The following is a 12,976-nucleotide window of genomic DNA, read 5'->3' as shown; positions in this document are numbered from 1 at the left end:
GAGGGCCGTAGGCTTTTTCTTTTTCCCACGCACTTAATACAAATCAAATCGGTCCGGCAGACATATGTCCGCCGGACCGATCAAAAAAACATTATTAATAAAAATTACCCTTCAAGTTCACGGGCAAGAGCCGCAATCTCTTCACGGATAATCCGGGCAGCTTCGGCAGGCACAGCCCGCTCAAGCTTGTCAGCAAGAAGCTCCTCAACAGAAGCCTTAAAGGATTCTTCAAGCTCGCCCTTCATGTTCTCAATTTTCTCAACCAGACGCGGAGCAAGGTAATCTTCGATGTCTTCGGTCAGACGGCCTTTGATGCGATAAAAGGCCGGGGAATCAGGATCAAGTTCCTTTTCAAGGGCCTTACTTACAACATCTTCCACATCAGGCAGAGCTTCGAGTTTTTCCTCAATCTCAGCCAGACGCGGTTCAGGATCAGGAACTTCATCAAGTCGGGCTTCAACTGCCGCAATGCGCGGTTCATGGTCTGGAGCTTCATCAAATCGGTCTTCAACTGCCGCAATACGCGGTTCATGGTCTAGAGCTTCATCCAAACGGGACTCAAGAGCATTCATGCGCGGCTCAAGCTCGGGACCTTCAGCAAGCTTAGTCTCGATAGCGGCAACACGCTCTTCGGAATCTGCGCGAACTTCACGCAGGCCCAGCTGAACCTGATCATTAATTTTATCGCCCACTTCATCAGCCGCCGCCGCAGCAATAGCAACAACCGCAGCAGAATCAGGACTCAGGGCTTCACTAAGCTGTTGACTCACAGCAGACTCAACTCCGCTGCCTTGAACAACCTTCTCCTCAAGCAAACGCATATTTTCCGCAAAAGCGGCCATATTTGCTTCAAAGGAGTCAACCTGCGCGATACGCTCAGTGGCGGACTCCAAAGCCTGTTCAAGCACCGCAATGCGCTCAGTCGCATCATTCAGAGAAATTTCAAGAGCTTCGGAACGTTTGGCAGCAAAAACTGCTTTTTCTTCAAGCTCCTCAATTATAGCAGCTTGTTCACCTGCATCGTCCAAACCGTCAGCATCATCGGCTTCAAGTTCAGCATCAAGATCGGAAAAATCTATTTCAGCATCCTCAAGCAGTTCACCGAGATCAAGGTCATCGGCATCGGCATTAAGCTCCTCGTCACTGACCATTTCAAGGTCGGCGGCAAGATCAACATCCCCTGCAATGATTTCAGGCTCTACTGCTTCACTTTCTTCAGTGGGGATATCTTCGACTACAGGCTCTTCAATTTCAACTACAGCCTCTTCTGCAACGGATTCTGCAATCACTGGTTCGACAACTTCAGGCTCGACGACCTCAACTTCAGAAACAGCCTCAAGAACCGGCTGCTCTTCTAATTCGTCTGCAACCTCATCCAGCAGATCAAGACCTTCTTCGTGCAGTTCGAGAACTTCTTCGTGATCATCGCTCAGCAGACCTTCGATGTCTTCATCAGCAAGGACGTCCTCACCAAGATCACCGAGTTCCACCTTGTCCTCCACTTCACCAAGAAGACCGTCCAGCTCGTCGTCTTCATCCGCTCCGGCTTCTTCCAGCAGGGAATCTAGATTTTCAACATCGGAATCTTCTTCGAACAGAGCGTCTATATCCTCGGCATCATCTTCAGCTACGGTTGCGTCACCGCCAAGGTCGTCAATAAGACCGTCAAGGCCGTCAGCGTCAAGTTCACCGTTTTCAACTCCGTCAGCGGCAAGGACCTCGGCCTCACCGAGATCAAAATCAATATCATCTCCGAGGTCAGTTTCAGCCACAGCCTCTTCTGCCGGAGATTCAGAAATTTCTATTGCTTCTTCAGCAACTTCACCGAGATCAAGAACATCACCGGCATCTTCTAAAACATCATCAAGTTCAAGAACATCTTCCCCGGAAGCATCTTCAACAATGTCGTCCAGCACAAGGGCGTCGTCTCCAGCGTCTTCAACTATATCATCAAGTTCAAGAACGTCATCCCCTGCATCTTCAACGACATCGTCCAATTCAAGAACATCGTCCTCACCGGCTTCAACAACATCATCAAGCACCAGCAGGTCATCGTCACCACTTGCCTCGACAACATCATCCAGCACAAGAAGATCGTCTGAATCATCCATGCTCAATTCAGGTTCTTCAATTTCAAGGTCTTCAGAAAAAAGGTCTTCGAGTTCCTGCTCAAAGCTGGCATCAACCTCTTCAGCAACATCATTAAGGTCGAGAACCTCTTCCGTGCCTTTCTTATCCGGTGAATCCGGGGTCATAGACTACCCTCTTAAAAAAATTTAAAAAAAGGGGGCGGGCAGCCCCCTTTTAATTACACATCAAGAAAACTTACTATTTTTTCTTGGGGTGGCAGTCACCACATTTGGTGGGACCAGTTGCCTTCTTGGCTTTCTTCAGAGCCTTATGGCAGCCTACGCAGCTCATGTCAGACTTGGAGTGGAAAGCAGAGTAGAAAGAAGTAGGCTTCTTTTTACCTTTTTTGCTGGTGTCAGCGTGACAACCTTCAGCAGAACATTTTTTCACAGCAGCTTTTCCGTCCCAAGTGTGGTGACACTTAGTACAGTCAACAGCAGCATGTCCCTTGTGAGAAAAATCAACAGGAGACTTTTTCATTTTTGCACCAGCAGGTGCTTTCAGAACCATGTCGCCGGGAGCATCAACAGCGTACAGGCTGGGAAGTGCGAAAGCACATACCAGAGCAGCTGTTACCATGCAGATAAGCAGGGTCTTTTTCATCCTCAGTTCCTCCTTAAAATAACGTTAACCTAATTACAGTCTTCTTGTGGATTTAATTTAGATAAAAAACCATGTCAAGCACGGTAAAAAAATCTACTGATTAAAATTAGCGGTATCAAATAGTTATCCCGCACAAAATCAGATGTCATACTTGTTGGCGTAACCACGCGGAGTGAGCATTTTCCCCGCAACCTCCCTAGTAGAGGAATTCCCAACAATCAGAACTGTTTGCATATCAACATCATTAACATCAAGAGTATCAAGAGTAACGACACGCACCTGCTGTCCCTCGCGATAAGCCTTGTTTACGATGCCGAGCGGAGTGTTTCCTTCGCGGTATTTTTTCAAAATATCAACAGCTTCACTTAGATGTCCGGCCCTTTTCTTGGAACGGGGATTGTAAATTGCAATTACAAAATCAGCCGAGGCAGCAGCTTCAAGTCTTTTCGCAATCTTTTCCCACGGTGTGAGCAGATCACTGAGACTGATGGAAGCGAAATCATGCATAAGAGGTGCTCCGAGCAGAGCCGCAGCCGCAGAAAAAGCAGGAATTCCCGGCACGACTTCAAAAACAACTTTATCGAACAAGTCGCCAGCTTCAAGCAATTCCATAACCAGTCCGGACATGGCATAAATCCCCGGATCACCGCTGCAAACCATAACCACATTACGCCCGGCAACAGCACCCTCAACCGCCTTGCGGCAACGCTCCACCTCGGCCATCATGCCTGTGGAAAGCACTTCGCGCCCTTCAAGCAACTCCTGCGGAACCAGCTTCACGTACCCGGTGTAACCGACCACGGCATCAGCCTCCACAATGGCCTGCCGGGCCTGCGGGGCCAGCAGACATTCATCCCCCGGACCAAGCCCGATCACTTTTATACAACCTTTACTCATATTTTCCTTGCTACAGCCGCAGTCACCCGCGCGCTTTTACTCTTGGGAATCAAAATTTCAGTGGAGTCAGCCAGCTTCATTGCCGCTGCCTCGCAAACACCGTTAACTCCCATATGTTTCATAACCATGCCCGAAGGATTGGCGACTTCAATCTTATCAAGTTCCGCCGCACTGAAAAACTTCAATTCCAGTCCTAAAATTTCCGCCGCCTCAAGCAGCCCTTCTTCATCACTTTTGGCATCAATTGAGCCCATGCAAAATATGGACTTGGGAGCGAGATCACTTTCCCCGACCACCCGGAAAATCAGCTCCAGAATCTCATTTGCAGGGACTCCGCGCCGGCAGCCGACCCCAAGACTCAAACACTGCGGATAAAGAGTCAGCACCCGCTCCCCCACTTCATGTCTCCGCCAATCCACAACAACACCGCAGCGAGACTCCGACAACACATCAACATCGTCCACCACATAAAAATAATCACTAATTGCGGATATGTCCAAAAAACCGTCAGGATCGTAGACCGGAACCTTCTGCCCATCCAGAATTACGGCATTGATGTGTTTAATTAAACCGATATCGCCAATGTTCAGCCCCTGATCACGGGCGATCAAGTCCACGGAAGGTACGCCCGCGCAGTCCGTAGCCGTGGTAATCACCGGAACGGCCCCGATTTTATCACCCACCAGACGCGCCAGTTCATTGGCTCCGCCCAGATGCCCGGAGACCAGACTGACGGCAAACTCCCCTTCCTGATCCACAACAACCACAGCCGGGTCCACATCCTTACTTTTCAGATGCGGCGCGATCATACGCACCGCAATTCCCGAGGCGGCAATGAAAACATGGGCCTCATATCTGGAAAACTTATCGGCAACTGTATCTTTCAGGGATTCAAAGGGAATATCATATTTTGTGGCGTAACGGTCCAGCGCATGGCAGTCGGCCTGCAATGCTACGGCAAGTTCATGGGCTATTTCTGTGCCTTTTCGAGTGAGGGCAAATATGGCTGTACGATTTTTCATGGGGAATCCCACTGTAACAAAAAACGGAGGGAGTTTCCTCCCCCCGTCAAAATTGAAACCTACTAAAAAGTTTTGGGATTCTTAAACCCTTTTCCCAAAAGGGTTTAAGGCCCCCGGCAGGGTCGCCGAAGGCTTCTTATCCTTTAAAGCTTTTAACAGCTTCCAGAGTGGCTTCGTAGTCTGCTTCGCTGTGCGCGAAGGAAGTGAAAGTACACTCAAAGCTGGACGGAGCAAGGTTTACGCCGTTCTCACGCATATGGCGATAGAACTTGGAGTAAAGCTCGGCATCGCCGGTCTTGGCGGATTCGAAATCAGTCACTTCCTGATCAGTGAAGAATAGAGTGAAGATGGAAGCGATGTGATTCAGGGTAATCTTGAAACCGTTGGCTTCAAGGGCTGCTTTCATGTCCTGCGCCAGCTTGAGGGTACGAGCTTCAAGCGCATCGTAATCCTGCTGCTGCAAGGAACGCAGGGTAGCAACGCCAGCTGCCATGGCAACGGGGTTACCGGAAAGTGTCCCGGCCTGATAAACATCACCGCAGGGAGAAATGCGGCTCATGTATTCTTTTTTACCACCGTAACAACCCACAGGAAAACCGCCGCCGATGATCTTACCAAGGGTGGTCAGATCCGGGGTTACGTTGAAACGGGGACCTACGCCGCCGGAAGTTACGCGGAATCCGGTAATGACTTCGTCAAAAATCAGCAATGCGCCATGCTCGTCGCAAAGTGCGCGCAGCCCTTCGAGGAATCCTTCCTTAGGCAGCACGAGGCCCATGTTGCCTGCTACGGGCTCAACGATGATCGCGGCGATATTTTTGCCTTCTTTTTCAAAGACAGCTTTTACGGCATCAAGATCGTTATAGGGAGCAAGCAGGGTATCCTTTACGGTTCCTTCGGGAACACCGGGAGTTCCGGGAATGGAAAAAGTAGCCAGACCGGAACCTGCGCTGGCCAGAAAACAATCGCTGTGACCGTGGTAGCAACCCTCGAATTTGAGAACCTTGTCACGACCGGTAACCCCACGTGCGAGACGCAGTGCGGACATGGTTGCTTCGGTACCGGAGTTGACCATGCGCACCATCTCTATGGAGGGGACCATTTTGATGATCTCTTCGGCCAACTCGATTTCACCGGGACAGGGAGCACCATAACTTGCGCCCATGTCTACTGCCTTGTGAGCAGCTTCTTTGATTGCTTCATAGCCGTGGCCGAGCATCATCGGACCCCAGCTCATGACATAGTCGATAAGTTCCTGTCCTTCCACAGACCACATTTTGCTTCCTTCAGCCTTTTCAATGAAAAGGGGGTCGCAGCCAACGGATTTGCAGGCGCGTACCGGGCTGTTCACGCCGCCGGGAAGCAGTTCCTGTGCTTTACCAAAAAGTTCAGATGATGATGTCATGTGAGATTCCTTTTAAGAAATTTGATGCGCTTCGCGCTTTTATTAAAAAGATTTCGCCTCCGGCGGCTTAAACCCTTTTTGAAAAAAGGGTTTAAGAATCCCAAAAACTTTTATTAGGGCTTCGCCACTATGAGGCTATGAATTGTGCGCGGGGAATATGAAGAGTGCTCCCCGTAAAATTTTATTTCTGTTCAAAATAGACCATGGAGGTCTTTTTAAGTTCTTTCAGACTGCGCAGGGTGCAATGATCAGTGATCCCGGTCTGCTCTTCAAGTTCTGCGACAACGTTTTTACAATCATCCGGGCCTTTGCCGTGGATCATTGTATAAAGGTTGTACGGCCAGTCTTCGTAAGTAAGACGCAGGTAACAATGGCTGATTTCAGGACGCGCGGCCATGAATTCGCCGACTTTCTCAGGCTCCTGATCCTCGGTGACCCGCCATGCGACCATGGCGTTAGCACCGTATCCGGCCTTCTGGTGCCTGAGTGTTGCGCCGAATCGACGGATGATTTTGTCGTCTTTCAAGCGGGTTAAAAGGTCGAGCACTTCCTGCTCGGTACAGCCCACCTGCTCTGCAATATCTGCATACGGAGTTGCGCTCCATGAAAGGTTGGTGCCTGCCAGTGCCAGAATATTATGTTCAAGTTCAGTAAATTTTTTTGCCATATCCCATCCTTGGTCTTTTCTTTGGTCAGCCTGTGATACCCGCATATTGTTTCATCCTCAAGTGCTGAAGCCGAAATATTTGTTTTATCGGTCCTGCCCCAAAAAGAGACGCATTATTTTCTGACTTAAGTCATAGATTTAATTTCAAGGTTATGAGATATTGAGAGTGGTGTATTTTTTTATCTCCAAACAAAGGAGGAACTAAAGCAGCAAAATTTTATAGAATAATGTTAATGAGGCCAAAGTAAACTTGTAGAGAGAGGTGTCTATGAACTTTAACTCGGTTCTACGGTTCTGTGCCTTGGCAAGTGTTACAGTCGCTGTGGTAATGGGGGTGTATTTGGTCCAAGAGTCCAAAGCCACTTCCTACATGTCCAATGATTCCACAGCCTGTATCAACTGCCACGTCATGGAGAGTTATTACGCGACATGGCAGCACAGTTCCCACGCTCAACGTGCCGAATGTGTTGACTGTCATTTGCCGGTGGAGAACTACATCGACAAATACGCGTCAAAGACCCGCGACGGATGGAACCACTCTGTCGCTTTCACATTGAACACATATGGAAAACGCATGCTCATCACAGATGACGGAGCCCGGCGTGTTCAGGAAAACTGCATCAGATGTCATTCCAGCTTTTCAAAAACGCTCATTAAAAATGTCGACCGCTACCATGCGTTTGACAGCGAGTCGTTAGGGGAAAGAAAATGCTGGGATTGCCACCGGTATGTCCCGCACGGGAAAGTACGCAGTATTGATGCTGCACCCGTAAGACTCGGCGTAAAGTATACTCAATAATTTTTTTTGAGATGAATGGGGGAACAATGAAGAAAAATACTATCATATTAGTGGGGGCTCTTATCGCAATAGCCTTCATGACCTACATGCTGCTTTCAATCCAAACTAAGAAAACTGAACAGGTTCTGCTGAACACCGCTCCGGTTATTAAAGAAAAGGGAGTAGAAGCCAGAAGCGATATCTGGGGTAAAGAATATCCCCGCCAATATGACACCTGGAAAAAGACCAGGGAGAGTAACAAGATTGAAGATCTGGTGGAAAAATATCCCCAGTTGGCAATTCTTTGGTCCGGTTACGGTTTCGCCAAAGACTATAATGCACCTCGCGGGCACTTCAATGCCCTGCAAAGTAACATCAATACCCTGCGCACAGGCGCACCCACCGGCCCCAATGACGGCCCCATGCCCATGGCATGCTGGTCCTGTAAATCTTCTGATGTTCCGCGCCTTATGGAAAGAGACGGTGAACTTGAATACTTTACCGGAAAATGGGCAAGAATGGGTAGCGAGATCGTAAACCCCATCGGCTGTGCAGACTGCCACAACAGTCAGACAAGCCAGCTTGAAATCTCAAGACCTTACCTCAAGCGCGGCCTTGAAGCGAGCGGCAGAAAACTGGAAGACCTTACTTTTCAGGACATGCGCTCACTTGCCTGTGCACAGTGCCACTCTGAATATTACTTCAAGAAAACCCCTTACACCGATAAGGCCGGCAACAAGCAGATTGCTGCTGTAGTAACCTTCCCGTGGGCCAAGGGCCTCGCTGCCGAAAACATGGAAGAATACTACAACGAATACGGATTCAAGGACTGGACTCACAAGCTGAGTAAAACTCCCATGCTGAAAGCCCAGCATCCCGGTTATGAAATATTCACCACCGGTATTCACTACAAGCGCGGCCTCTCCTGCGCGGATTGCCACATGCCCTACGTTCAGGAAGGCAGTGTCAAATTCTCTGATCACCAGATTCAGAGCCCTCTCAACAACGTCACAAACTCCTGCCTGACCTGCCACCGCCAGAGCGAGGAAGAGTTCAAGCAGATTGTAGAAGAAAAACTGAAGCGTAAGAACCAGCTGAACGTTATCGCCATGAACAGCCTTGCCAATGCACACCTTTTAGCCAAGAAGGCATGGGAAGTGGGTGCAACTGAAGCTGAAATGCAAAAGCCTATCGAAACTATTCGCTCCGCGCAGTGGCTCTGGGATTACTCCATTGCCAGCCACGGTTCCTTCTTCCACGCTCCCGGCGAGACTCTGCGTCTCCTTGGTGTAGCAAACAACAAGGCCATGCAGGCCCGTCTGGAACTTCAGAACATTCTCGCCAACCACGGTGTAACCAACTACGAAGTGCCTGACTTCTCCACCAAGGAAAAGGCTCAGAAGCTGGCCGGAGTAGCTTTTGACAAACTCGTTAAAGAAAAAATGAGATTCAAGAAGGGATTGGTTGTTGAATGGTATGATGATGCTGTGAAGGCTGGACGTTTAGATAAGAACTGGTGGAAGATTCTGCCGGACAACACTGCTTACCCGCAGAACTAAACTCCCGCTGACGGCTTCACAACCAATACTTGGTTGACTGTAAAAAGAACCGCACTGCCCCCGGACTTAGGTCCGGGGGCTTTTTTAAAATCCTGCCCGCCCTATTGTATTTATTAAGATTTACCCTTCCCGAAAAGACTCATCAAAACCACGGATGATCGGGTCAAGAAAATAAGTAATCAGCCTGCGCTGCCCCACCTGCATTTCAGCTGCCAGCTGCATGCCGGGAATGAGGGTAAAACCTTCAGGCACATTGCGCAGTTCGCTCTGCTCTATTTTGACCTTGGCCCGGTAGACCAGTTTCTCACCACCTTCGCCGGACTGCTCTAAAAATGCGTCTGGACTGATTACTGCCACACTGCCGAGCAGAATTCCATGTCGCTGAAAAGGAAATGCTTCCAGCTTGATGCGCACCGGAACTCCCTTGTGCACGCGCCCGATATCACGTCCGTTAATTTCCACGTCCGCCTCAAGGGTGGACCCCAGCGGGGCGAGAACCATCAGCGGTTCGGCTTCGCGAGCGATGGAACCTGCCGCAAGCCGGGCTGTTTCCTTAACCACTGCCCGGCGCGGGGCACGGATTTCCACCAGTTCACGGATGCGTTCAGCCTTGATGTGGCGATGGCGAAGTTCATTAAGCTCCTGACGGGCCTCAACCAATGCCTTGGTCAATTCTGCATGGTAATCTTTTTCCTGTGAAATACGCTGGGAACGGGCTTTTTCCAGCTGTTCCCTGAGCTGTGCTGCGGATTCCCCGGCGGCTGCAACTCTACGCGAAAGCTCCCGGCGGTCCTCGCGAGCTTTCAGGTATTCAAGTTTGGAACACATTTTCTTTTCAAAGAGGCCCTTATAGGTTTCTTCAATCTCACGCAGACTTTTGCGGCTTAGACGCAAACGGTCCTGTTCTGCCTCAGCTGCCTCCACCTTGCGCTCAAGGGTGTCGATTTCATTATCAAGGGATTCCAGCCGAAACTTCTGCTGTTCCATGCGAATAGCCATAAGTCGGACCTGCCCCTGCACCAGTGGACTGGTAACAGCGTTGATTTCGCGCCCTTCAAGCTCAGCCTCAACTCTCTCCGCCAGGGCCAGAAGATATTCCTCACGGCTGGCGATTTCAGCTTCATCGGCATCGGAAAATGTCGGGTCCAAAGTCGCCAGCACCTGCCCTGCTTCCACAACATCACCTTCTTTCACATTCATGGTGCGGATGATTGCGGTTTGAATAGGCTGAATTACCACCGGACGGTCAGAAGTAACGACCTTGCCCTTAGCGATGACCACCTTATCCACCCGACCGATGCAGGCCCAGCTGATGCCGAATGCGATCAGGCCCAGAATGGTAAATAGGGAAAAGCGTGCTGCCAACGGAACCCTGCGTTCACGAATTTTTACAGAGTCAGGAAAAAATTTCAGTTCGTTATTTTTTAATTTTGATCTTCGTCTCATGAATGCCTCCGGCGGCCCTGCGGGGCTAGGCTTTGATGCGCTTCGCGCTTTATTACAAAACGATTTCGCCTCCGGCGGCTTAAACCCTTTTTGTAAAAAGGGTTTAAGAATCCCCAAAACTTTTATTAAGCTTCGCTACTTGAACGCCAGAGATTTGCCTAACTTTTACGCTGCTTCCATGCCTCTGGTCTGCTTTTCCCACAGATTTCTATAAATTGGTGAGGCCATGAGCAGTTCGTTATGGGTGCCCTGCGCTTCAATACTCCCATCTTCCATGACTATGATCCGGTCAGCATGGCGCAGGGTGGAAAGTCTATGGGCCACGATGATCATGGAACGGCCCTCGGCTATCTGTTCAAGGTTTTCCTGAATGCGGTATTCGCTTTCCGGGTCAAGGGCTGAGGTAGCCTCGTCAAAAATAATCAATCCGGGGTCCTTCATGAGCGCACGGGCTATTGCCAGACGCTGCTTCTGGCCACCGGAAAGGTTTGCCCCGTTTTCATCTAGTATGGTGTCGTAGCCCTGCGGCAGTTTACGGATGAATTCATCAGCCCCGGCAAGCTTAGCGGAATCAACGACCTGTTCAAAATCAGCCCCGGGCCTTGCCAGTCCGATATTCTCACGCACCATACCGTGGAATATAAAATTCTCCTGCAAAACCACTCCGATGGAATCACGCAAATGGCGGATATCCATTTCCCGGATTTCAGTGCCGTCAAAGGAGATACTGCCCTTCTGGACCGGATAAAGACCTTGAATGAGTCTGGTCAGGGTGGTCTTGCCCGATCCACTACGCCCGACCACGCCCAGCACTTCACCGGGCTGAATATTCAGGTCTATGTTGTCCAAGGCAGGATTTTCTCCCGGCACATATGAAAAGCTGAGATTACTGATTTCCAGACCGCCCTTGATTTCAGAACGGATGCCGCGCCGATCAAACCCCGGTTCCGGCCTGCGGTTCATGATTTCGCCAAGCATATTCACCGCAAGATGGGTCTTCTGGTATTCGTGGACCAGTTCCACCAGCCTGATAAGCGGAGTGGTTACATTCTGGGAAAGCATCTGAAACGCAATCAACGCACCCACAGTCATGGTGCCCTCAAAGACAGAACTCACCCCTACCCAGATGACTGAAACTGTCATCAACCGTTCAAGAGTTTTAATGATGGCCTGTCCGGCAGCTGCCATTTTTTCCACAGAAAAATTACTTGATACGGACTGCGCAGAGCCGTCCTCCCAGCGTTTGTTACGCGAGGGTTCAAGAGCCAGCGACTTAACAGTATTCATACCGGTTATGGTCTCAACCAATAGGGCCTGTCTTTTACCTTCCGCATCATAAAGGCGAAGGAGCCGTCCGTAAAAAGGCCCGAGCATCAGACCAATGCAAACAGCCGTGATCAACGCAAAACCGAGTACGATAAAAGTGAGCTGCGGGCTGTACAGATAAAGAATGGGCAAAAAAACCAGCAGGGCCGTGGCATCAAGCATGGTTTCCAGCATATTTCCGGTCAGGAATTCACGAATCTGCTCCACCTGCTGCATATGCTTAACCACCACCCCGGCAAAGCTGCGCTCAAAAAAATCCAACGGCAAGCGCACCAGCCGTGCAAAGGTATTCATAGCCAGCCGCAAATCAATGCGCGAAGTTGCAAACCGGAGCAGATATTCCCTCAAAAAACGCAGGACGCCTTCAAAAAGCACTGCGCCCACCACACCGATGCCCATGACGTGCAAAGTGGTCACCGCATGGTGGGCCAGCACCTTATCGACTACATTCTGAAAATAAAGCGGGATGGCAAAAGCGAGCAGGTTAAGGACCAGCGCAATAATGACCACCTCGGAAAAAATACGCTTCTCAAACAAAACCTGCGCTCCGAACCAGAGCAACCCGAATCGTTTCTCGCTCTCTTGTTTCACGGGCTTGAAAAGAACAACTTCCCCGGTCCAGATTTCTTCCATTTCAACGCGGGAAACAAACTGCAATCCTTCCCCGGTGAAAAGGACAAGACGGTCATCATTCTTGGTTTCGCCCTGCTCAAAACCGGAAAAAACAAGAGTATCCCCATTACGAAGTATGCCCAGAACCGGGAAGGTTTCTTCCAGACTGTGCAGCCTCTTCCAGCCAATTCTGCGAACTCCGCCCTCAAGGCCGTTCTCACGGGCCATACGCAAAAAACGGGAAATTCCGACCTGCTGGCCGGATAGATCGTATTCACGCCGCAAATCATCTGCCGAGACATTCTGCCCGTGATGGGAAAGCATTGCCGAAAGGTTGGCTATTGCTGAAATATTTAATTCTCTTGTCCGTGCCATTTTTACCTCCCCAGATTGCCTTCGGCGACCCTGCCGGGGACCTTAAACCCTTTTCCAAAAGGGGTTAAGAATCCCAAAACGTTTTAATAGAGATTTGCCGTCTTTTTATTCGAAAAGCGTCTTAGTAAGCTATTTGCGAAGCATACTAAAAAGTTT

At 49.8% G+C, this 12,976-nt stretch carries 10 protein-coding genes; 2 read left to right on the top strand and 8 right to left on the bottom strand.

Annotation, left to right across the window (positions count from 1 at the left end; genetic code table 11):
- Positions 1-104: 104 nt before the first annotated feature.
- The 6 genes from FMS18_RS00600 to FMS18_RS00575 form a co-directional block, all read right to left on the bottom strand.
- Positions 105-2,255, bottom strand: a complete 2,151-nt coding sequence (locus tag FMS18_RS00600; RefSeq protein ID WP_163291803.1) for a hypothetical protein — start codon at positions 2,253-2,255, stop codon at positions 105-107.
- Between the two features lie 73 nt (positions 2,256-2,328).
- A complete protein-coding gene (locus FMS18_RS00595) occupies positions 2,329-2,733 on the bottom strand; it encodes a cytochrome c3 family protein (protein ID WP_163291802.1) in 405 nt (134 codons plus the stop codon).
- Positions 2,734-2,871: 138 nt separating this feature from the next.
- Complete coding sequence (gene cobJ / locus FMS18_RS00590; RefSeq protein ID WP_163291801.1) at positions 2,872-3,630, bottom strand: precorrin-3B C(17)-methyltransferase; 759 nt, start codon at positions 3,628-3,630, stop codon at positions 2,872-2,874.
- On the bottom strand, positions 3,627-4,652 hold the full coding sequence (locus FMS18_RS00585; protein WP_163291800.1) for a cobalamin biosynthesis protein: 1,026 nt from the start codon (positions 4,650-4,652) through the stop codon (positions 3,627-3,629). The genes cobJ and FMS18_RS00585 overlap by 4 nt, the downstream gene beginning before the upstream one ends.
- Before the next feature lie 136 nt (positions 4,653-4,788).
- The gene (hemL, locus tag FMS18_RS00580) at positions 4,789-6,057 is read right to left on the bottom strand and encodes a glutamate-1-semialdehyde 2,1-aminomutase (RefSeq protein ID WP_163291799.1); all 1,269 of its coding nucleotides are present in this window, start codon (positions 6,055-6,057) and stop codon (positions 4,789-4,791) included.
- 181 nt (positions 6,058-6,238) lie between these two features.
- The gene (locus tag FMS18_RS00575; protein ID WP_163291798.1) at positions 6,239-6,724 is read right to left on the bottom strand and encodes an Lrp/AsnC family transcriptional regulator; all 486 of its coding nucleotides are present in this window, start codon (positions 6,722-6,724) and stop codon (positions 6,239-6,241) included.
- Between the two features lie 268 nt (positions 6,725-6,992).
- Between FMS18_RS00575 and nrfH the strand changes: the two genes are divergently transcribed.
- Positions 6,993-7,523 (top strand): cytochrome c nitrite reductase small subunit, encoded by a 531-nt coding sequence (nrfH, locus tag FMS18_RS00570; protein WP_163291797.1) that lies wholly within the window; start codon positions 6,993-6,995, stop codon positions 7,521-7,523.
- A gap of 26 nt (positions 7,524-7,549) precedes the next feature.
- Entirely contained in the window at positions 7,550-9,061 is a 1,512-nt protein-coding gene (gene nrfA, locus FMS18_RS00565) for an ammonia-forming cytochrome c nitrite reductase (RefSeq protein WP_163291796.1), read from the top strand.
- Positions 9,062-9,181: 120 nt separating this feature from the next.
- Here nrfA and FMS18_RS00560 read toward each other — a convergent pair whose 3' ends face one another.
- Together FMS18_RS00560 and FMS18_RS00555 are read right to left on the bottom strand one after the other, a co-directional pair.
- The gene (locus tag FMS18_RS00560) at positions 9,182-10,507 is read right to left on the bottom strand and encodes an HlyD family type I secretion periplasmic adaptor subunit (RefSeq protein WP_163291795.1); all 1,326 of its coding nucleotides are present in this window, start codon (positions 10,505-10,507) and stop codon (positions 9,182-9,184) included.
- Between the two features lie 165 nt (positions 10,508-10,672).
- Complete coding sequence (locus FMS18_RS00555) at positions 10,673-12,820, bottom strand: peptidase domain-containing ABC transporter (protein ID WP_163291794.1); 2,148 nt, start codon at positions 12,818-12,820, stop codon at positions 10,673-10,675.
- Positions 12,821-12,976: the final 156 nt, after the last annotated feature.

Origin of the sequence: Desulfovibrio sp. JC022, assembly GCF_010470665.1 — a bacterium.
Lineage (GTDB): Bacteria > Desulfobacterota > Desulfovibrionia > Desulfovibrionales > Desulfovibrionaceae > Maridesulfovibrio.
This window is presented reverse-complemented; position numbering and strand designations above follow the sequence as displayed.